A 20120-nucleotide genomic window follows, 5' to 3' on the forward strand; every position below is an offset into this window, starting at 1 on the left:
ATGAGGGGGAAGGAAGGAATGAAAAGGGATTGCCGTGAGCGGCCTTGCCGCTACTTTGTCCCATGCCCGCAGCTAGCACAGCATGCACGGAGAGCCTCCCCTCGAAACCAGCCACCCGGACCAGGGCGGCAGCGCAGCCGGTCAAGCCTTGGATCACGAAGGAACAAGCGACGGCTCTGGCCTCCAGGCAGCGCTTGATGTCCTGGGAGGAGAAAGTGGCGCAGATCAACCGGAGCCTTGGACGCCCTCAGGGTACGCCGTAGTCCGCGATCAGCAGATCGGCCTTCTTTCGGAATGGGCGGCGAGCCACGGTTTCTGGATCTCTCAGGATGAACTCGGGAGACGAAACAGCGGTCGGATGGAACACGCGGTATTTGGCGGGCTCACAGCGGGAAAACTCGCATTCAAAGCCACCAAAGGGACCAAATTCGGCTTCTGGCCGTTCATCGATTCGCAGACTGTCTCTACCCGACTCGATGAGTATTTGATTATGCGGCCAGGGACACCTGCCCAATATCTGCTGCGTCTCCTTTTGCTGAACATCCTTCATCCCGACCTCAATCGCCTAAAAGGCTTTGCTCAGCTCGACGGTCACTTCTCCATCATCACTTCACAACCCTGGTATGACGCACGCAATGCTGCTTGGGCTGAGATCAAACGCTGGCTGAGTGATCTCGGCTTCAAGCCTGTGCGTGATGACATTTACTCAGACCCTGTCCGCTGGTACAACGCTGAGCAGAATCTGGCCTTGTTCGATGTCGGCGAGAGCAACGTCCTGTATAGCGATGGGCAGCTTGTCCCCATCGACATCATTCCAGTACGACCGCAGAATGCGCTACGTGAGGCTCTGGAGCGATTCTAGGTCTCACAGCACCGTGTCATTCACCACCTCATTCCGCTCATTGAGCAGCAGGCGTTTCGGAACGATGGGATTTTCGCTTTCGCCCCAGGCCATGATGGTGACGCGGTGGCCGGTGTTGATGAGATGAGCGGCGGCGCCATTGACGACGATCTGGCCGGAGCCGCTTGGGGCGGGAATAACATAGGTCTCCAGACGGGCACCGTTGGTGATGGAGGTCACCAGGACCTTTTCGCCCACCCACAGGTCGGCCTTTTCCATGAGATCGGTTGGAATGGTGATGCTGCCTTCATAGGCGATGTTGGCATCGGTGATGATGGCGCGGTGGAGTTTGGATTTGAGGAGGGTTCTAAGCACCCGCAAGAGTGCTTCATGCGTGCCGGGGGGTCAAGTATTGCCTGCCTTGATGGATTGGTTTGCTGGAGCCGCAGAACGGTGGATGATGCGGTGATGAGATACCGCGATCAACGCCGCTCCGAATCCCCGCCTGCACGCCAAAACTTCACCCCGCGCAAGAGCATGGGGCAGAACTTCCTTCAGGACGAGGAAATCTCCCGCTGGATCGCGGATCAGGTGCAGCCGGATGACGCGGACTTGGTGGTGGAAATCGGACCCGGCATGGGGGCTTTGACGAAGCACCTCGCGGGCAGGCCGCGGAAGCTCATCCTCATTGAAAAAGACGCCCAGCTCGGACCCGAGCTGCAAAGCCAGTTCGCCGGGCGGGGGGATGTGGAGGTGATCCACAATGACGCCACGCGCATCGACCTGCGGCCGTGGTTTCGCCATGGGCCGCTGAAGCTCATCGGAAACCTGCCCTACTCGGTTGGCGGCGAAATTTTGAAGCACTGGCTCACACCGCCCTCTCCGGTGGGCTGCGCGGTCTTCATGCTGCAAAAGGAGGTGTGCGACCGCCTGGCCGCCACCTGCGAGGATGACGCCTACGGCGCCCTGAGCCTGCTGGTGCAAAAGGACTGGAATGTGGAGATGCTGCGCATCGTGCCGCCGGAGGTTTTCAATCCCAAGCCGAAGGTGGACAGCGCGGTAATCCGCCTGACGCCGCGAGATCCCGCCACGCTGCCGGTGTTTGACCACATGCTGTTTGACCGCCTTGTTCGCATGGGTTTTTCCCAGCGGCGCAAGCAGTTGAAGAATCTGCTTCCCGAGACGCCCGGCGGCTGGGAGTCGCTGGTGCAGGCGCTCAATGTTTCGCCCACGGTGCGGGCGGAGGCGCTTTCTCTCGCACAGTGGATTCAGATCGCTCGGCACTACGAGGAGCGTCACGAGGCCGATGCCGGGCAGAAGGCCAGCGAGATGTTTGACGTGGTGAATGAGAAAAACGAAGTCATCGGCCAGCTCACGCGTGGCGAGGTGCACAAGCGCAAGCTGCTGCACCGTGCCGTGCATATTTTCGTCATCAACAAGCGCGGGCAGATCTACCTGCAGCAGCGCTCCCACCTCAAAGATGTTTCACCCCTGAAATGGGACAGCAGTGCCGCCGGTCATCTCGATGCTGGAGAAGGCTACGCCAGCGCCGCTGTGCGCGAGCTGGGGGAGGAGATCGGCATCCATGTGGACGCCACAGAACTCGCCGCGGAGATCCCTGCAGGAGACAACACCGACCACGAATTCGTCGAGCTCCGCCTCGCTCACCACGACGGCCCCATCCGCTGCCTGCCCGAAGAGATCGCCACCGGTGAATGGTTCAAGCCAGAAGACATCGCCGCGTGGGTGGAAGCGAGGCCGCAGGATTTCGCAAAGGGGTTTGTGACGTGCTGGAAGGCGTGGCTGAAACAAAGTACTCGCGAGCTTTAGCTCGCTCCGGACAGCGCTTCCGCAAACACACCGTGTACCAATAAGCCTCAAAGGGGCGGGTCTGAGTGGCAACTGCACTCATCAAGGGTTCCCCAGTGTCACCCGGCGGTTTTACCTGCTTGTCGCGCCCTCCAGAGCGAGCTAAAGCTCGCGAGTACTTTTCTTCTGCCTGCATGCCTTTTCGTCCGTTCAATCCGAACGCGCCAGTGAGCCGTCACTACGGTAATCTCCCGCACTGGGAGCAACAGGGCACTACATACTTCGTCACCTCACGTCTTGCGGATTCTTTGCCGGGAGATGTCATCGATCATTGGCGCGCGCTGAGGGATGCCTGGCTGAATGCGCGTGGCCTGGCATCCCCGGAGCAGCTTGATCGGCTCGGCGGGGAAGAAAAACAGGCGTACCACCGCGAGTTTACGGCAAGGTTTCACGAGCTGCTGGACGCAGGGCATGGTGCCTGCCCCTTGTCCGATGCCACTTGTGCCGCCTTCTTGATCCGCAGGCTGGTGGAAGGACACGTGAGTCGCTACCATCTTGATGCCTGGGTCATCATGCCGAATCACTTCCATGCACTCGTCGAACCTGAGGAAGACAGCGATTTGGGAGACATCGTGCAACGCTGGAAAGGTGGCAGCGCACGGGAGATCAATCTGGTTCGGGGCATCTCGGGCAAACTCTGGCACCGCGAAGCGTTCGATCACATTGTGCGCAGTGAAGCACAGTTGAACCATTTTCGGCGTTACATTGCGATGAATCCCTCCAGGGCAGGTCTGAAGGCAGGCTGCGTGCTTGGTATCGGTGCAGAGTCAGGCTTGAGTGCTGATGCTGTGCTGGAGCGATACGGGCTGCAGCCAAAACAAAGTACTCGTGAGCTTTAGCTCACTCTGGATTCTGGGTGTCTGCGGCGTTCCCAGAGCGAGCTAAAGCTCGCGAGTACTTTGGCCTACCTCAAACTCGGCGGCACAAACACCCACTGCATTCCCGCCGCCTTTGCGGCCTCGATGCCGCTCTGGCCATCCTCCAGGACGAGGCATTCGCTGGGTGCTATGCCCATCTGTTCGGCGGCCAGGAGAAACATGTCGGGCGCGGGCTTGCCGTGCTTCACTTTTTTGGGTGTGATGATGATCGGGAAGAGATCGATCAAGCCGGTGGCGGTGAGGCAGCCGCGCACGGTCTGCTCTTCACTGCCCGAGGCCACGGCGATGGGGAACCGGCCATAAAGCGACCGCGCAAACTCCGCCACGGGGCGCACCGGCTGCACCCGAGGGATGTGTTTGGCAAATAGCTCCATTTTCAGTTCATCCACGCTCACGGGGTCCAGATTGGTGCCGTGCTGCGCATTGAGCTTCTTCACCACATCTTGTTCCTTCATGCCGGCGCTGGCATAAAACTCCGCCTCGGTGAAAACAAACGGCGCATCATGCTGCTGCAAAGACTCCGTCCACGCGATGTAGTGCAGCGGCATGGAATCGACGAGCGTGCCGTCGCAGTCAAAGATGTAGGCTTGAAAGGGGTGGTCAGGGATTTCGAGAGGCATGGGGGAGGTGTTCATAAACCGCAGACAAGGCCCTGCGGCAACTGGCAGATGTGCTTTGCTGAGTCAGCCTGGGGCGACCCGGAGTTTTTCCAAAGCCAGCTTAGGTTTGTGTTTCACACGCCAAAGAACCTCCACTATATGCTGTGGCATGCTGGATAGCTCCTTATTGTTCAGGCCTCTTTCCCTGGTGCTCTTGCTGATTTTTGCAGGTCTCTACCTGGCGTGGACGGGCATTTCAGACATTTGGTTCACAGCGAAGGCAAGATCCTGGCCCACGGTGCAGGGAACCATCCATGCGAAGGACGTGTGGACCCGATCCGGCAGGCATGGTACTGCGGACTATATCCCGACCCTGAGATACTTTTATGTCTTGAATGGCAGTTCCTACACATCTGAAAAAATTCGCCACGACAGCATGGGCGCAGCCTCCAAGGCCAGGGCTTTGCAAATAATCTCCGCATACTCGGTCGGCATGCCGGCCACGGTTCACTATGATCCCAAAAATCCTTCCAACTCCGTGCTGGAAGTCGGCGATTTCTATGGTGGAACAGCCAGGTCGGCCATTGGACTGGGCTTTTGCCTGCTGGGCGTGGTGATTGGCCGCCCTCTGTGGAGGAATTTTGACAGAAAGCCTTATTACGATTCGTCAGACGGCGGCTGGTGAGGGGGGAAACGCGCTGAGCTTTAGCTTGCCCTGAAGCTCCTCGCACTTCCAGAAGCCAGACCGAGCCTGAGCTCTTGAGGAGTTTCAACCCGCACAAATTCACCGCCTGATAGAAGCCCTATTTTTTATCGTCCACCTTCGGACCCTTCGCCCTCGCCATAGAGCGGCCTGCAGCCCATAGCTGGTCCATGATGCGCACACGCCGCGCGACCGCCTCTGCGGACATGTCCGCGGAAATTCCGCGAGCTGTCTTCTTAAACTGGTTCGGGCTGATCTTCATCAGAGGGCAGGATACCCAGATTTTGCAGATCGGCAAAGTCCTTTGCCCGGCCGGAAAGGGTCTTCATGATGGCAAGGCCTTCGCGGCTGACGACCCAGAGTTCGTGAGCATCAAATCGCATGCGCTGGCGAGTTTCCCACACGCTGGCAAACACGGGGGTGACAAGCAGGGCATCAAGAACCAGATGATCCGGCCCCTCGTGCTTGCTCGCCCGCCAGAAACGCGTCTCCTGAGGAGTTTCACGTCTGAACGCAAAGGTGCCCGCAACAACGTCAAAGCCGAGAGGTTTCACAGTTGCTTCAAAACGTGCGACATCGGTCTCCTGAATAAGCAGGTCCAGGTCGAAAGTCATTCGGGGGTAACCATGCAGACCCACGGCAAACCCTCCGCAAACAGCATAATCAATCCCATCGCGGTCGAGGGCCGAGACGATGTTGACGAGCTCTTCGCTGAGGATCATACCATGTGTATGCAAGTTGGACGGCTTACGCCGCGCGGTTCACCGCGCTCAGCACCGCTTTGATGGATGCGAGTTCAATGTTCGTGTCCACGCCGGCGCCCCAGATGGTTTTGCCGCTGGCGGCTTTGATCTGGATGTAGGCCAGGGCACTGGCTTCGGTGCCGGAGCTGAGGCTCTGCTCGCGGTAGGTGGCCACTTCAAAGGCGGGTGCGCCACCTTCCTGGATGAGGGCCTGCGCAAACGCGGCGATGGGGCCGTTGCCTTTGCCTGCGACGCCGCGTTCCTTGCCGTTGATGACGAGGCTGCAACGGCAGGTGAAGACGCCGTCCACGCCATCGGCATGGAAGTGATGCAGCGCATAGGGTGTCTCGCGCTCGATGTATTCCTTCCAGAACATGTCCTTGAGCTCGGCGGCGGTGACTTCGCGGCCCAGCTTGTCCACGATGTCGTTGGCCAGCGGGCCAAACTCGCGCTGCATGTCCTTCGGCAGTTCGATGCCAAATTCGCTCTCCAGCAGGTAGGCCACGCCGCCCTTGCCGCTCTGCGAATTCACACGAATGACCTCGCGGTATTCGCGGCCGATGTCGTTGGGGTCGATGGTGAGGTACGGCACATCCCAGATGGACTTGTGCTCTTCGTAACCGGCCAGTCCCTTCTTGATGGCATCCTGGTGGCTGCCGCTGAAGGCGGTGAAGACCAGCTCGCCGCTGTACGGATGGCGCGGGGCCACGGTCATGCCGGTGGTGCGCTCGTACATGCTGATGAGGCCGCTCATATCGCTGAAGTCCAGACCCGGCGAGATGCCGTGCATGTACAAATTCATCGCGACTTGCACGATATCCAGGTTGCCGGTGCGCTCGCCATTGCCAAACAGCGTGCCTTCCACGCGGTCCGCTCCCGCCAGCAGGCCCAGCTCGGTGGCGGCGGTGCCGGTGCCGCGGTCATTGTGCGTGTGCAGGCTGATGATGAGGCTCTCGCGGTTTTTGATGTTGGTGCAGATCCACTCGATCTGGTCGGCATACACATTGGGCATGGCCACCTCCACGGTGTCCGGCAGATTGAGGATCATCTTATGCTGCGGTGTGGGCTGCCACACGTCCATCACGGCCTCGCTGATTTCCTTGGCGAATTCCACCTCCGTGGCGCTGAAGCTCTCCGGGGAGTACTGCAGCGTCACGTGCGTGCCGCCTTCCGTGAGGCGGTGCAGGCGGTCCTTGATCATCTGCGCGCCTTTGACGGCCACGCCGATGATTTCTTCCTTGGTCTTGCCAAACACATACTTGCGCTGCGCGGGCGAGGTGGAGTTGTACATGTGGATGACAACTTTCTTCGCGCCGATGAGCGACTCCACCGTCTTCTCAATCAAGTCCTCGCGGGCCTGCACCAGGCACTGAATCGTCACATCCTCGGGGATGCGCTTTTCCTCAATGAGGCGGCGGTTGAAGCTGAACTCGGTGTTGGACGCGGAGGGGAAACCGACCTCGATTTCCTTGAAGCCGCATTTCACCAGCGCATCAAACATTTCGAGCTTTTGGGAGACGTTCATCGGCACGGCGAGCGCCTGGTTGCCATCGCGCAGGTCCACGCTGCACCAGATGGGCGCGTGGGTCAGATGGCGTGCGGGCCATTGACGATTGGGGATGTTGATCAGCGGAAAGGGCTGATACTTGGAAGACGGATTCTTTAACATGAGAAGACGGAAATAAGCAGAAGTGAGTCGGACCTGAAAGGTGCCTGAATGAGAAACAGCCGTGACGTGACGGCAAGAAGCATGACGAGGGAACGCGGGCCGCCTACCCTAGCGTAAGTCGCAGGGAGAGAAGGAGCAGAGCCGTGGCAGAGGTGGTCATGGACAGGTGCAAGTAAGCAGAGAAGGGGGAGTAGTCAAGAGGGGCGAATGGGTGCTGGAGGCCTCTCAGAGCCTCTGGTGATATACCCCCTTGAAGCGAGGAGGAGCCGGAGTAGGAGGAAGAGGAAGATTTTAACACCCCCATGACCCTGTTCCGCCCCTGCATTGATCTCCACGACGGCCGCGTAAAGCAGATTGTCGGCTCGTCGTTGCGGGATGATGGCACCGGACTGAAGACGAATTTTGTGAGCGATCGGGATGCGGCGTGGTATGGCGAGCTTTACAAGCGCGACGGGCTCACGGGCGGCCATGTCATTCTGCTGGGCAAGGGTAATGAAGCGGCGGCGAAGGCGGCGACCGGGGCGTTTCCAGGAGGCCTGCAGGTGGGCGGAGGCATCCGCCCGGAGAATGCGGCGGAGTATCTGGAGGCCGGGGCCAGCCATGTGATCGTGACGAGCTACCTGTTTGAGGCGGATGGCACGTTTAATCAGGCCAAGCTGGATGCGATGGTGGCCGCCGCTGGAAAAGAAAGGCTGGTCATTGACCTGAGCTGCAAGGCCACGCCGAAGGGCTGGACGGTGGCGATGAACCGCTGGCAGACGCTGACCACGCTGGAGGTGACGCCGGAGTCGCTGCGGTTTCTCGCAGGGCACTGCGCGGAGTTTTTGATCCATGCCGTGGATGTGGAAGGGAAGTGCGAAGGCATCGACGAGGCGCTGGTGAGCTTCCTGGGCGAGCATTCACCGCTGCCCATGACCTATGCCGGCGGCATCAGGCATCTCGATGATTTGAAGCGCATCGATGAACTCAGCCATGGCCGCGTGGATGGCACCGTCGGCAGTGCGCTGGACCTCTTCGGCGGCACCGGCGCTAAGTATGATGAGCTGGTGGCGTGGAACAGACGCAGCCAGTAACCGGGGCATTCCTGCCCCGATTTAGAAAACGCCGGTGGCAGGCAGGAATGCCCGCGCTACTGAGTGCGCATGAAAATCATCCGCTACTCCGACCCGCAGGGAAATATCTCATACGCCACGCAGCAGCCCGACGGCTCGGCGCTGGTGATCGAGGGAGACATCTTTGGAGCGCATCGCGTGACGGAGCGGAAGGCGGAGGTGGCGAAGCTGCTCGCGCCGGTGCAGCCATTTGCCATCATCTGCATCGGGCTGAACTACAAGAAGCACGCGGAGGAGACGAAGGCGGAGCTGCCGAAGCACCCCGTGGTTTTTATGAAACTGCCAAACGTGGTGCAGCATCCTGGCGAGCCCATCCTGCTGCCGATCAAGCTCAAGAGCGACAAGGTGGACTACGAAGCCGAGCTGGCGGTGGTCATTGGCAAAACGGCGAAGAACGTGAGCAAAGCAGACGCGCTGAATTACGTGCTGGGCTACACCTGCGGCAATGACGTGAGCGCCCGCGACTGGCAGAAGCACGGCGGCGGCGGCCAGTGGTGCCGGGGCAAATCTTTCGACACCTTCTGTCCGCTGGGCCCCGTGCTGGTGACGGCGGATGAGCTGCCAAATCCGAACACCCTCGGCATCAAGACCGTGCTCAATGGCGAGACCATGCAGGAGTGGAACACGAACGACATGATCTTTGACGTGCCCACGTTGATCGAATTTCTCAGCGGCAGCACCACGCTGATGCCCGGCACGGTGATCCTCACCGGCACCCCGCACGGCGTGGGCGCTGCCCGCACGCCGCCCGTGTTTATGCGGGATGGCGATACGGTGAGCGTGGAGATCGAGAAGATCGGCGCGCTCACCAATCCTGTGCGGGATGAGGCGTGAGCAAAGTACTCGCGAGCTTTAGCTCGCTCTGGATTCGGGGCCCGCGGAGCTCTCCCAGAGTGAGCTAAAGCTCACCAGTACTTTGCCTTTTCAGCCCTGCGCCTTTTCCAGCTCGCAGATCAGCATCTCGAAGCGGCGGCGGGGGCAGCATTCTTCCAGGAGGCGGCGCAGGGCGGATTTCTGACGCACGAAGTGGAAGGCGATGATGTCGCAGACGGCCTCCGGTTCGTCCATTTCCTCCAGTTCTTCGCGGAGCTGGTGCATGGACTCGCAACTGTCTGCGGAGGGCGAGGGCAGGAGCTCCAGCGCCTGGGCCTTCAGCTCGCGCAGGACTTTGATGGATGCGGACTGGGTGAGCACGGGCTCCACGCGCGCGATGCGAAAGGGGGTCATCTGCTCCCAGCCGGTGATGCGCACACGGCAGACACCGTAGAGCATCACCTGGGAGGTACCGTCCGGGTTTTTCATCGAGGCGCGGATCAGCCCGGCGGTGGTCACGGGCAGCACGTCGTTTTTGCCATCGGAGATGCCCACGCAAAACATGCGGTCCGTCTGCAGCGCGTGGTCCAGCATGCGCCGGTAGCGGTCTTCAAAGATGAAGAGCGGCAGGTGGCAGCCGGGGAAGTGGTAACAGTCGTCGAGAACTATCACGGGCAGGCTGTGCGGCAGCACAAAACCTTTGGCAGAGAATGATTTCGACAGGATGTCCATGCGTGTCTGATGGCACGGGATACGCGTGCTGGAAACGGATGGTTCTGTGATTTCCTGCGCAAATTTGGCCAATTCACTCAAAGCGGAAGGAAAAGACATCGGCATCCCGCAGCACCCAGCGCAGACGCAGGGGCTTGCCAGCCAGGGCTGAGACGTCGCTCCCGGCCTTCCAGCCGATGACGCGGTCAATAGAATCGCAGGAGAGCGCCTGGCAGTCTTCCAGGGTGAAGCTGGGCAGGGGCTTGCCCGCGGCGTCCTGGATTTCCACGGCCACGGAGCCGGAGGCGCCGGTGGAGAGGTTCAGGTGCAGGGCCTTGCCGGTGAAGGTGAGGGGCCGGGTGGTCATCTCGCCGCCTGCGTAGCCGGCATGCAGGGAGGCAAAGCCGTCCACGCGCAGGGTCAGGCGCTGCAGCAGCGCGGTGCTCTGGCCGTAGTGGCGCTCCACGTAGAGGGACATCTCCGCGGGGCCGGTCTGCACCACCCCGCAGGCCGGGTAGTTGCTTCGGCTGGTCCAGTTGCGGAAATCCTGGCCGGGGCGCACCAAGCCCTCCATGAAGCTGCGGTTGTAGGCCGTGGTTCCGGCGCGGCTGGTCATCAGCACGGCCTCGGAGCAGTCTTTGATGAGGGCGGGGTAGGCCTTGGTGTCGGCGGCCAGCTCCTTTTTCTGCGCGTCATCCAGCACGGCCTTGCCGGGGATGTAGCGTGCGGCGGTGGAGATGTAGAGGTGCGGCGCATTGAAATAGGGGTTCGTCTGGCTCACGTAGATGTGGTCCGCCAGCGGCTGGTTGCTCGTCATCTGCACGGCATCGGTCCACTGGATGAAATCCTTGCTGGTGGCGCGGCTGACCCAGCGCACGCCCTTGGGCTTCCAGTTCTTTTCGTCAATGACACCCGCGGTGAAGACGCGGAAGTAGGCCACGTAGCACTGCTCCGCCTCCGACCAGAAGGAGACATTCTGCGAATCAAACGCGCCCTTGGTGATGACCGCTGCCTCCTGCATCTTCTGCCAGTGCAGGCCGTCCGCGGAGACAAAGGCGCAGAGGCCGCCCGACTTCCCGCCGAGACCTGCCAGGGCCTTGTACCGCTGCTCCTTCGGCACGCCGGGGCGTTTGTCGATGAACGGGGCGAAGTTGTGCGTGTAGGGCGGCAGATTCGCCAGCATGACGTTGTTGTCTTTGCTGCCGTTGATCTCATGCAGGCCCAGCTTCGGTTTTGTCCAAGTCTTGCCGTCGGCGGACTCGGCGTAGCACGTCACCTCTCCGCTGGTGCCGTCTTTGAAGCCCGCATTACCCCGATAATACATCTGGTATTTTTTGGCCTCGTCATTGTGAATCACGGTGATATACGCGCTGAAGCGGCCCTCCCACATCTGGTCAAACGGCAGCGCGACTCCCGCCTCTTCGGGATGATGGAGCTCCAGCGTGGCGCCGTTCATCTGGTCGATGAGCAGCCGGTCCACGAAGAGTTCCCGGCGGGAGCCGAGGGGCGTGGCGTCTTCCGCGTAGGCGAGTGCGGGGGAGAGACTGAGAAGGAGTGGGAAAAGGAGCGCGCGCGGCATGTGCACTCATACTGCGAAGCATGCGGCGGTGTTGCATGGTTCGGAAAGCAGACCAGAGCTTTGGCTCTGTCTGGAAAGCGACCGAACTTTTCGATAGCCCGCCATTCACACCGGGTTGTCTGAGATGCCTGCAGGCTGGTGGCTCGTACGGAGTCCCGGAGGGCGGGACTTCCAGAACGAGCTGAAGCTCTGCACTACCTTCCTGGCAGATGAGGGGAGCGCCGGATGTGGCGGAAGAAAGTACTCGCGAGCTTTAGCTCGCTCTGGGCAGGGCGGTGCTTCCAGAGTGGGCTGAAGCCCACGAGTACTTTTCAGATCAGAGGCTCTTCAAATACGCCACGATGTCGCTGATGGCCTGCGGCGTGAGCCCGAGCTGCTGGGGCTGGAACATCAGCGAGCGCTCCATCTTCTTCAGGCTGGCGATGCGCTCCTTCGGCACGGTCTGCACCAGGCCGCCCATGCACTTGATCATCACCGGATCTCCGCTGGAAAGAATCATGCCCGTGATCGTGAGTCCATCCTTCGTCTTGATCTCGCTGCCCTCGTAGCCATGCGAGATGTCGGCGGAGGGATGCGCAATGGCATTCGCAATGACCTCGCTCGGCTGCTGCTTGCCGAAAGTCGTCAAGTCGGGGCCAAACTCCACGCCCATCTGGCCCACCTTGTGGCAGGTGAAGCACACCGCTAGGGCGGCCTGCCCCCGTTTCGCATCGCCCGGCAGTTTGGCAATCTCCGCGCCGCTGGGAAGTTTGGGCGCGTCCTTGATTTCAGGCGGCATCTCCACCGCAGTGAGTTTGACTTTCGCGGGATCATACAAGCCCAGCGCCTTCAGGCCGCTGTCCACGTCGTAGTTCTTCCAGTCGTTGCCCTTGCGGTTCAGCAGCCACCATTTGGCGAGTTCCTGCAGTGGGAAGTTTTTGGCCACGGCCAGCTCCATCATCGCCCCGGCGGCTTCGCGGCTTTTCACAAAGGCGAGGCCGGTGAGCATGAGCTTGCGCTGCGCCTCGGTGAGAGCGCTGTCGAGGGCGCGGGTCTTGAAAGCCTCCACCGCTGCGGCCGGGTGCAGACGCCAGGCGATCCAGGCCTGGGCATCGGTCCACGCAGCGGGCTTGTCTTGGATCACGGCGGCGTAGAGTTCGGTCTCCTTGCCTTCAGCACCGAGACCGAGGGCTTCAAGATAGGCGCGGTCTTTGCCGTCAAACTGCTGCGCTAGTTTCACCAGCAGCGGCAGCTTGAGCACAAAGCGCTCTTCTCGCATGGTCAGGGCGACTTCGCGACGCACTGCCGCGTCAGGATCGGAAGCCATCAGCTCCGCCATGCAAAACACATCCTGATCGGCCCGGCGCAGAGCACGATAGGCGACAAGGCGCTGCGCCGCCGATTTCGAATGAAGCCAGGGCGTCACCTGGTTCACGCCTTCCGGCCCCATCTGCGCGAGCAGCCAGGCGGCACGTGCCGCGATGTAGGCGTTGTCGTCTTTGAGCAAAGCAGCCACGGCAGGCACGGCTTTGGCACCTTGAGCCTTCAGCGCGGTGAAGCCGCTGTAGCGGACATTCGGCGCGGGGCTCTTCAACGCAGCGATCTGTCCTTCGGTGGTGTCCAGCTTCAACATCGGTGCCTTGGAAACAAAGCCCTTCGGCGCGATGCGGTAGATCGTTCCGGTATAGCGTTCGTCCAGCGTGCCGTGGCCGCCCACGCGGGCATCGAACCAGTCGGCCACGTAGATGGCACCATCGGGGCCCACGGTCACGTCGCTGGGGCGGAAGCGCGTCTTGAGCTCGCCGGTGGGCTTGCCACCGAGGAAGTCGGAGCCGGCGAATTCCTTCTCCTTGTTGGAGGTCATGAAGTCAAAGCGCTCCATCTTCCAGCCTGCGCCATCGGGTTTGGGAAGGTAGCCGAAGACGACATTTTTGCCCGCCTCACAGGCGAGAAGGAGGCCGCTCCATTTCGCATCCAACGCACCGTTTTCATAGAAGGCCACGCCGGTGGGCGAGCCGCCGCCATACACATCGCCCGCAGGCATGGTGCCGGGGTCTTCCTGCCGCCACTCGGCAGTGGGGGTGTCCTGGCCGGGGCGTTTGTCAGCACCCCAGGCACGCAGGCCATCGGACGAGGCAAAGCCTGCATTGCCGCCTTCCATCACCGGGGAAACACGGCAGGCAGGCGGGTCGTCGTTGTCGCTTTGGAAGAGGTCCCCAAAGGAGGTGACGGTTTGCTCAAAGCTGTTGCGGTAGTTGTGGCCGATGATCGTCACGTTCGTGCCATCCGGGTTCATGCGTGCGCTGAAGCCGCCGATCCACACGTGGCCGTCGTCGCTCTTCTGGCCGGCGATGTCCTGCATCATGTAGGGGCTGCCCATGCGGAAGGTCTTGCCGCTGCGGTCGGTGAATTTCGCGCCCGTGTTTCCTTGGTTCCAGTACCAAAGACCGTCCGGGCCTGCCGTCACACTGTGCAGGCTATGGTCATGCTGGCGGCCACCGAAACCGGTGAGCAGCACCTCGCGCTTATCCACAGCGGGATCAAACTTGCCGTCGCCATTCACATCGGTGTACACAATCATGTCCGGCGGCTGCGAGACGACGATCTTGTTTCCCAGCACGGCCACGCCCAGCGGCGCGGCGAGCGCGGGCTCCTGCACAAACACGGTGCTCTTGTTGGCCTTGCCGGAGCCGTTGGTGTCTTCCAGCACCACGATGCGGTCTCCCTCTTTCTGACGGCTGCCCTTGCTGCGGTAATTCACCCCTTCAGCCACCCAGAGGCGGCCCTGCGCATCGAAGTCGATGTTGGTGGGATTGTGCAAATCGGGAGAGCTGGCCCAGATGGTGACTTCGAGGCCTTCGGGCACGGTGAAGAGATCGGCCGGCACGCTGGTCTTGCCGTCATCGACGATGGGTGGCGCGGGCTTCGGCGCATCGGGCGGCGTTTCAGTATAGACCTGAAATTTCACGGATGCGTTGCTGGGCTTGCCGCCGCGCTCCATGCCGCCGTCATCAATGGCTGCCTGCGCGGTGAAGCGCTCCACGCCCTGTGGCAGGTCATAGACGATGATGGAGCGCGCATGCGTCCCGATGCCGCTGGTGTAGGTCTGCCCGCCGACGAGCAGGGGCTTGCCCATGGCGGATTTGCCCACGTGCGTGGCACCGGAGCCTTGAGAGGTAGCCTTCCATTTCAGCTTCGTCAGGTCCTGCGTGCTGCCATCGGCCATGATGAGCTTCGGCTCCAGCCAGTCGGCCCAGTCACAACTGATGCCGTCTTCATCGGAGACCACGAGAAAGAGCTGCTTCGCGCCTTTGAGCGCCGCGTCCACCTTCGTCAGGCGTTCTTTGCTGGCGGTGGTGATCTTAGGACTCTCAAAAACAGGCGTGGCCGCAACGGCAGGAGTGGCGGAGGCAAGCAGCGCGAGGAGGGGTAGGATGGCGGAAGACATGGGAAAGTAGTCGAGAGCTTTAGTTCGGTCCGGAGGTCTCTGGCGGAAAGAGCCGTTTAATCTTAATCTTGGACAAAGGAATGGCTTGGCAAAAGAATGACGAAAAGCAGCCCGGAGCTTTAGCCCGGCTCCGGCCCCCTGGAAGGAATCCCGACCTTTCCAGAGCGCACCAAAGCTCTCAACTACTTTGGCTTGTGGCGCGAAAAACATTCTCCACATTCGCACTATGAAATCCTTCCTTCTTCTACTGACCGCCGTGCTGCTCTCCTCCTGCCAGACCTCCACGGAGGAGTATCAGGTGCGCAGCGCCGCCGAGGCGCGGGCCTATGCGCGCAGAGCGGCCGAACTGGGCGTCATCCACAAGGGCGGCGAGGCGGCGCTGGCCGCGGAGAAGTCCGTGGGCAGGCCGGCTGAGGGCAAGTTCAGCCTGCAAAAGATCGACGCCTTCCTGACGCAGTATGCGGCCGCCCATCCGCGCCTCATTGAGATCAACCGCGCCGCCGACGCAGGAAAGATCAGCGAGAAGGAGCGGGTGATCCTGGTGAACGTGCTGCGCGGGCAGGAAGAACGCCTGGCCGAGGCCAAGGCGGCGGAAGCACAGGCCGCGGCGGACGACCTCAATCAGGCCGCCATGATGAACGCCCAAGGTTCGTCCTATCGGATGAACTCCGCACTCATGCAGGCCACGCCCACCTCAGGCTACTCCGGCTACGGCACCGGCTTTGGCGGCAGAAGCTACTGAGCTCCGTGCCAGGGCTGCACGGCCGCTTTGATTCGCGGAATCAAAGGCATGGTTTGCCCTCTTTCCGTGCGGGGTGATCAATACGACCTCATCATGTGCTGTTTCTCGCCAGCGGAGACCTGAAAATTTCCACCGTCACCCACGTCATCCTGGCCTGCGAAGACCTGCTGTCCGGAGAGGTGGAGTTCAATCTGGAACAGGCATCGGACTACTGAACTCGGCCCGGAATTTCAAGTCCGGCGAAACATGCTCGTCCGTAGGATGGGCGTGGCGAGAGCCTGCCCGTACATCAGCGCTGTAAACACCACGGCATACGAACATCCCCGAAGCCGGGCGGTTTGGCGAAGTGTCCGGTGGAAGGTGCAGCGCCTCTCCGCAGCCGCACTGGCAGCATGAACCTCCCGCCTACTTCGTCTTCATCACATACACCCCATCCCAGTCCGGGCCGGGTGGGTTTTCCTTCATGGCCGCGCAGCGTTCGAGCAGCAGCTTGGAGGGATTGAAGTACTCGTGGATCTCCAGGCGGTCGGAGCGTTCGAAGAGGTCCCTGGCTTCGTCCCACTTCTGCGCGAGGTAGGCGTCGATGCCCTGCTGGAAGAGCGCCAGGCATTCCTTGGTTTTCATGGAGAGCTCGTCTTTGAAGCCGACGACTTCGTACATCTCCGCGGGAATGCTGCGTCCTTTGACCACCGTGCGCTCCATGAAGCGGAAGGCGATGTCGGTCTTATGCTTCTCCGCCAGCGCCTTGGTCTCGCCGGTGGTCATGATAAAGACGCCGTAGCTCTTGGCGCCGCTCTCGCTGCGCGCGGCGAGGTTCACATTGTCCCCCATCATGGTGTAGTTGAAGCGGCGGCGGGAGCCCATGTTGCCGACGATGGCAGGGCCGGAGTTCAGGCCGATGCGGGTCTGCATTTCAAAGACGATGCCGGGCCAGCCGCCCTCCTTGCGCCACTTCTCACGCAGCTCGAGCTGGCGTTTCTGCATGAGCAGGGCGGCGCGGCAGCCATAGTAGGCGTGGCCTTCAAAGGGCAGCGGCGCGCCAAACATGCCCACGATGGCGTCGCCGATGAACTTGTCCAGCGTGCCGCCGTTGTCGTGCAGGATGTCGGTCATCTCGGAGAGGTAGTCGTTCATCAGCGTCACGAGCTGCTCCGGCGTGAGCTTTTCAGAGAAGGTGGAAAAGCCCGCGATGTCGCTGAAGAAGGCGGTGATCTCCGCCTCCTGGCCGCCGAGCTTGGGGTCTTCACCGGAAGCGATCATTTGATCGACCAGCTGCGGCGAGATGTAGGTGCCAAACATGCCTTTGATGCGCCCCTTGGCGCGCAGTTCCAGCACCAGGCGGTGCAGAAACGCGCCGCCCTCCACCAGGACGAAGCCGAGCACCGGCCACGCCAGCGGCAGGTGCAGGCTCTGCTTTTGGAAGAAATAAAACGCAGCCACCACATACGCACCCACAAACAACGCGGGTACCAGGACGGACAACCAGATGCGGCCGTAGCGCACCGGGAGGATGGTGAGCAGCGCCAGGAGCGCCCAGATGCCGATGAGATGAAGCATCTCGGGCTTCTGGATGTAGTCTCCGGTGAGGATGTTGCTGAGCGCGTTCGCATGCGTGAGCACCAGAGGGGTCAGCGGGCCATGCGGAGTGGGCCCGAGATCGGTGAGACCTGCGGCATACTGGCCGACAAAGAGCACTTTGCCTGTGAGAGGAGGATCGTTCTTTGGCCACTCCTCGACTTGGAGTTCGAGCAGACGTTTCGTCAGACCTGAGTAGGAAGAAACGCTGAACGTGTCAGGATGACGGTAGTTGATCGTCATCCGCCCCTGGCCATCAATCGGGATCTGCCAGGTTTTCTGCGGACCTTTGATGCGAATGCATTCACCCAGCACCACTTCCACCACATTGGTCTCCACGCCTTCGCGGGTGAGCAGCGCCCGCAGCGCGAGGCTGGGAAACACACGCGTGCCGCAGCGCACCACCAGCGGAAGCTGACGACGCACGCCGTCGGGACCGGGCGGCGCATTGACAAAGCCGACGTGGGAATTTTCTCCAATGGCCGGCACGGGAATCAGACCCGTGTCATAGCCGACGAGGCGGGCGGGGTCGCCTTTGAAGTTCTCGATGGCCATGGTGCTGCCTGCGTACTCAGCATCGAACTTTTTTGCGTTCTCAAGCTGCTCCGCTATAGCGCCTGTGATGGATGCCGTTGTCCGTCCCAGAGCCTCACCGAATTTCTTATCCTGCGCGGGATCAGCGCTGGGCTCGGTGAAGAGTAAATCAAATGCCACCACTGCGGGCTCACGGGCGGCAAGCAGGGTCATGAAATCAGCGTGCACGTCGCGTGCCCAGGGCCAGCGGCCCAGCTTGGCCAGTGAATTTTCATCAATGGCGACCACGAGCACCTCCGGTGCCGCGGGCGGGTCCGAGGCAGCGCGGGCCTTGAAGCGCCAGTCCAGCGTGAGGTTTTCCACCTCCTCCCCGAGCGGGGTGTGATGGAAGCCAAGCGCGAGCAGCAGCGCCAGCGGCAGCAGGAGGAGCTCAAAGCGGAGACTGCCGAGTTTGCGTTTACGTTTGCTCATGACGGCGAAACTGAGTGAGGGATGCTGGCTAATACTTCACATTCATCCCAAAGTGCAAACGTCCGGAGGGCGCGGCGATGAGGCCGTCTTTGCGCAGGGTCCAGCCGTAGGCCAGGCGGAGGTCGAGATGGCTGCCGAGGTTGTAGCGCAGGCCCAGGCCGGTGCTTTGCAGATTGAGATTCGGCTCGGAGGCGTAGCTGCCCACGCTCTCCAGGTAGGCGAAATCGTAGAAGGCAAAGGTGTTGAGGTTGTCCGCATGCTTGCCGCTGATCTTTGCCAGGTGCAGCAGCGGCATGTTCAGTTCAACGTTGGCGATGATCCCTCGGTCGCCACGCGCGGAGCTTTCATTGAACCCCCGCACCGTCTGGTAGCCGCCCGCCAGCATCTGCTCGGTGGGCAGCAGGCGTTTGTCTGAGTACTGCCCGGCGGTGTGCAGGAGGGCGGAGAATCCGGCCGGCAGGCGGATGAGGCGGTCGAGTTCGGCCTTGGCGTACCAGTATTTCACCTGGGAGGCGGCGCGCAGGCTGTCAAAGGCGGCGTAGTTGTTGTGGCCCAGCACGTTGCCGGGGCTGTAAATGGCGGAGATGCCGAAGCGGGTGAAGCCCAGAGGATCATTCACCGTGATGTTGTAGCCCGCGCGGAACTGGAAGATCTCCGCCGTGTTTTTGGAGAAGGTGGAGCCGCCAAAGATGATGTCTGAAGTGCTGCTCTTGTAGTCCAGCGCCACCGTGGCCTTGTGCTGCACTTTGCTCCACGCACTGGCCAGCGGGATGGTGTAGGCGGCGGTGAGCTGGCGGTTGCGGCCGTTCACGCCCACCAGACCGGCGGCCTGGCCGGACTGCGTGGCGGAGTCCACATACACGCCGAGGAGCTGCAGTCGGTGCCGCCAGGGGAAGGGGATGTCCCAGATGAGCGCGTGCGCCTTCAGGCGGTCCAGCTCCTGATTGGCGGTGAAGTTGTAGCTCAGCGACTGCTCCGTGCCAAAGAGCTGCAGCAGGCTGATGCCGCCGGAGATCTGGTTCAGCCCCGTAGCGCGCAGGCCGGAGTTGGCATAGCCTACGTAGGCTTTGACGGGATTGTTCTCCTTCGTCTGCAGCACGAGATCGCTCGTGCCCTCCCGTTTGCCGCGCTCATAGACCACGTTCACATTGCGGATGGGGTTTTCATTCAGCCACGCCACATCACTGGAGATCTGGCGGGTGTCGATGCGCTCGCCGGGCTGCACGCGGATCTGTCGCGCCATATATCCAGAATTGGAGCGCTTCGCGCCCTCCACCTTCACCTCTCCCAGCACGCCTTCACGCACGATGACCTGCACGTGCCCGCGGGTGATGTCCTGCTGCGGCAGGTAGGCGTCCACCAGCGGGAAGTCGGTGGCCTGGTAGCTCTTGTTGATCTTTTTCACCATGCGGTTCAGCAGCGCCATGCTGAGCGGCTGGCCCATGAACTCCCGCTCCAGCGCATCCGCCAGTCCGGCCGGCAGATGCAGCGCGGGGTCCACCACCAGCACGCCGCTCATGTCTTTGGGCAGGGTTTTAGTCTTGGAGGAAGGTGCCTTCGAGATGAGATGCAGGCCCTTCAAGTTCACGCCCAGCGGCTTCGGGTCACCCTCGGAATTGTCGATCGCCGGTTTCTGCGGCGCGGCGGCATCGGCGGCTTTCTGCGCGCGGGGGATCTGCAGCTTGTCCACCAGCGTGCCGGCACCCGTGGCATTGGGAAACTCCTGGGCGCGGAGGCTGGCGGGGAGCACTGCAAGAGCCAGCGCCATCACAAGGAAGCGGGTGAATGAAAACGAGAACATAAGGTGATGGGCAAAACTCATTTCCTGCGGGAGAGGCACGGCGAGAAGGGTGT

Annotated in this window: 16 protein-coding genes; 7 read left to right on the forward strand and 9 right to left on the reverse strand. The window is 61.3% G+C overall.

From position 1 onward, the window contains the following. The first annotated feature begins 82 nt into the window (after window positions 1-82). The gene (locus ACILSQ_RS21655; protein ID WP_395745750.1) at window positions 83-862 is read left to right on the forward strand and encodes a hypothetical protein; all 780 of its coding nucleotides are present in this window, start codon (window positions 83-85) and stop codon (window positions 860-862) included. 3 nt (window positions 863-865) lie between these two features. Here ACILSQ_RS21655 and panD read toward each other — a convergent pair whose 3' ends face one another. Continuing rightward, window positions 866-1216, reverse strand: coding sequence for an aspartate 1-decarboxylase (panD, locus tag ACILSQ_RS21660; protein WP_395745751.1), 351 nt, complete (start codon window positions 1214-1216; stop codon window positions 866-868). A gap of 93 nt (window positions 1217-1309) precedes the next feature. Between panD and rsmA the strand changes: the two genes are divergently transcribed. Further along, window positions 1310-2671: a 16S rRNA (adenine(1518)-N(6)/adenine(1519)-N(6))-dimethyltransferase RsmA gene (gene rsmA, locus ACILSQ_RS21665; RefSeq protein ID WP_395745752.1), complete on the forward strand. Its 1362-nt coding sequence runs from the start codon at window positions 1310-1312 to the stop codon at window positions 2669-2671. Window positions 2672-2844: 173 nt separating this feature from the next. Beyond that, window positions 2845-3549 carry a transposase gene (locus tag ACILSQ_RS21670; protein ID WP_395745753.1) on the forward strand — a complete coding sequence of 235 codons (705 nt, stop codon included), beginning with the start codon at window positions 2845-2847 and terminating at the stop codon, window positions 3547-3549. 65 nt (window positions 3550-3614) lie between these two features. Here the strand turns inward: ACILSQ_RS21670 and ACILSQ_RS21675 are convergent, their stop codons facing one another. Then, window positions 3615-4208, reverse strand: coding sequence for an HAD family hydrolase (locus tag ACILSQ_RS21675; RefSeq protein ID WP_395745754.1), 594 nt, complete (start codon window positions 4206-4208; stop codon window positions 3615-3617). Window positions 4209-4356: 148 nt separating this feature from the next. Here ACILSQ_RS21675 and ACILSQ_RS21680 point away from each other — a divergent pair, with 148 nt between their 5' ends. Next, complete coding sequence (locus tag ACILSQ_RS21680) at window positions 4357-4872, forward strand: DUF3592 domain-containing protein (protein ID WP_395745755.1); 516 nt, start codon at window positions 4357-4359, stop codon at window positions 4870-4872. Window positions 4873-5126: 254 nt separating this feature from the next. Here the strand turns inward: ACILSQ_RS21680 and ACILSQ_RS21685 are convergent, their stop codons facing one another. Both ACILSQ_RS21685 and leuA read right to left on the reverse strand, forming a co-directional pair. Then, window positions 5127-5612, reverse strand: a complete 486-nt coding sequence (locus ACILSQ_RS21685; RefSeq protein ID WP_395745756.1) for a hypothetical protein — start codon at window positions 5610-5612, stop codon at window positions 5127-5129. 25 nt (window positions 5613-5637) lie between these two features. Continuing rightward, complete coding sequence (leuA, locus tag ACILSQ_RS21690) at window positions 5638-7302, reverse strand: 2-isopropylmalate synthase (RefSeq protein ID WP_395745757.1); 1665 nt, start codon at window positions 7300-7302, stop codon at window positions 5638-5640. A gap of 302 nt (window positions 7303-7604) precedes the next feature. Between leuA and hisA the strand changes: the two genes are divergently transcribed. Continuing rightward, complete coding sequence (hisA, locus tag ACILSQ_RS21695; RefSeq protein ID WP_395745758.1) at window positions 7605-8375, forward strand: phosphoribosylformimino-5-aminoimidazole carboxamide ribotide isomerase; 771 nt, start codon at window positions 7605-7607, stop codon at window positions 8373-8375. Window positions 8376-8444: 69 nt separating this feature from the next. Next, window positions 8445-9248, forward strand: coding sequence for a fumarylacetoacetate hydrolase family protein (locus ACILSQ_RS21700; protein WP_395745759.1), 804 nt, complete (start codon window positions 8445-8447; stop codon window positions 9246-9248). 90 nt (window positions 9249-9338) lie between these two features. Here the strand turns inward: ACILSQ_RS21700 and ACILSQ_RS21705 are convergent, their stop codons facing one another. The 3 genes from ACILSQ_RS21705 to ACILSQ_RS21715 all read right to left on the reverse strand — a co-directional run bounded on the left by ACILSQ_RS21705 (window position 9339) and on the right by ACILSQ_RS21715 (window position 14944). Beyond that, window positions 9339-9959 carry an LON peptidase substrate-binding domain-containing protein gene (locus ACILSQ_RS21705; RefSeq protein ID WP_395745760.1) on the reverse strand — a complete coding sequence of 207 codons (621 nt, stop codon included), beginning with the start codon at window positions 9957-9959 and terminating at the stop codon, window positions 9339-9341. Between the two features lie 73 nt (window positions 9960-10032). Further along, entirely contained in the window at window positions 10033-11517 is a 1485-nt protein-coding gene (locus ACILSQ_RS21710; protein WP_395745761.1) for a hypothetical protein, read from the reverse strand. Between the two features lie 316 nt (window positions 11518-11833). Beyond that, window positions 11834-14944: a PVC-type heme-binding CxxCH protein gene (locus ACILSQ_RS21715; protein WP_395745762.1), complete on the reverse strand. Its 3111-nt coding sequence runs from the start codon at window positions 14942-14944 to the stop codon at window positions 11834-11836. Window positions 14945-15170: 226 nt separating this feature from the next. On the opposite strand from ACILSQ_RS21715, the gene ACILSQ_RS21720 reads away from it, so the two are divergent. Further along, window positions 15171-15686, forward strand: coding sequence for a hypothetical protein (locus ACILSQ_RS21720; protein ID WP_395745763.1), 516 nt, complete (start codon window positions 15171-15173; stop codon window positions 15684-15686). Between the two features lie 405 nt (window positions 15687-16091). Here ACILSQ_RS21720 and ACILSQ_RS21725 read toward each other — a convergent pair whose 3' ends face one another. Beyond that, window positions 16092-18266 (reverse strand): CHASE2 domain-containing protein, encoded by a 2175-nt coding sequence (locus ACILSQ_RS21725; protein ID WP_395745764.1) that lies wholly within the window; start codon window positions 18264-18266, stop codon window positions 16092-16094. A 28-nt stretch (window positions 18267-18294) separates the two neighbouring features. Further along, window positions 18295-20067: a ShlB/FhaC/HecB family hemolysin secretion/activation protein gene (locus ACILSQ_RS21730; protein WP_395745765.1), complete on the reverse strand. Its 1773-nt coding sequence runs from the start codon at window positions 20065-20067 to the stop codon at window positions 18295-18297. Between the last annotated feature and the right edge of the window lie 53 nt (window positions 20068-20120).

The sequence above is a fragment of the Prosthecobacter sp. genome (assembly GCF_044227185.1).
Classification (GTDB): domain Bacteria; phylum Verrucomicrobiota; class Verrucomicrobiia; order Verrucomicrobiales; family Verrucomicrobiaceae; genus Prosthecobacter.

Coding starts and splice junctions, on each gene's coding strand:
- ACILSQ_RS21715 (WP_395745762.1), bottom strand. CDS start 14,944: ATGTCTTCCGCCATCCTACCCCTCCTCGCGCTGCTTGCCTCCGCCACT.
- ACILSQ_RS21700 (WP_395745759.1), top strand. CDS start 8,445: ATGAAAATCATCCGCTACTCCGACCCGCAGGGAAATATCTCATACGCC.
- ACILSQ_RS21685 (WP_395745756.1), bottom strand. CDS start 5,612: ATGATCCTCAGCGAAGAGCTCGTCAACATCGTCTCGGCCCTCGACCGC.
- ACILSQ_RS21680 (WP_395745755.1), top strand. CDS start 4,357: ATGCTGGATAGCTCCTTATTGTTCAGGCCTCTTTCCCTGGTGCTCTTG.
- ACILSQ_RS21670 (WP_395745753.1), top strand. CDS start 2,845: ATGCCTTTTCGTCCGTTCAATCCGAACGCGCCAGTGAGCCGTCACTAC.
- ACILSQ_RS21710 (WP_395745761.1), bottom strand. CDS start 11,517: ATGCCGCGCGCGCTCCTTTTCCCACTCCTTCTCAGTCTCTCCCCCGCA.
- leuA (WP_395745757.1), bottom strand. CDS start 7,302: ATGTTAAAGAATCCGTCTTCCAAGTATCAGCCCTTTCCGCTGATCAAC.
- rsmA (WP_395745752.1), top strand. CDS start 1,310: ATGAGATACCGCGATCAACGCCGCTCCGAATCCCCGCCTGCACGCCAA.
- ACILSQ_RS21675 (WP_395745754.1), bottom strand. CDS start 4,208: ATGCCTCTCGAAATCCCTGACCACCCCTTTCAAGCCTACATCTTTGAC.
- ACILSQ_RS21705 (WP_395745760.1), bottom strand. CDS start 9,959: ATGGACATCCTGTCGAAATCATTCTCTGCCAAAGGTTTTGTGCTGCCG.
- ACILSQ_RS21655 (WP_395745750.1), top strand. CDS start 83: ATGCACGGAGAGCCTCCCCTCGAAACCAGCCACCCGGACCAGGGCGGC.
- hisA (WP_395745758.1), top strand. CDS start 7,605: ATGACCCTGTTCCGCCCCTGCATTGATCTCCACGACGGCCGCGTAAAG.
- ACILSQ_RS21725 (WP_395745764.1), bottom strand. CDS start 18,266: ATGAGCAAACGTAAACGCAAACTCGGCAGTCTCCGCTTTGAGCTCCTC.
- ACILSQ_RS21730 (WP_395745765.1), bottom strand. CDS start 20,067: ATGTTCTCGTTTTCATTCACCCGCTTCCTTGTGATGGCGCTGGCTCTT.
- ACILSQ_RS21720 (WP_395745763.1), top strand. CDS start 15,171: ATGAAATCCTTCCTTCTTCTACTGACCGCCGTGCTGCTCTCCTCCTGC.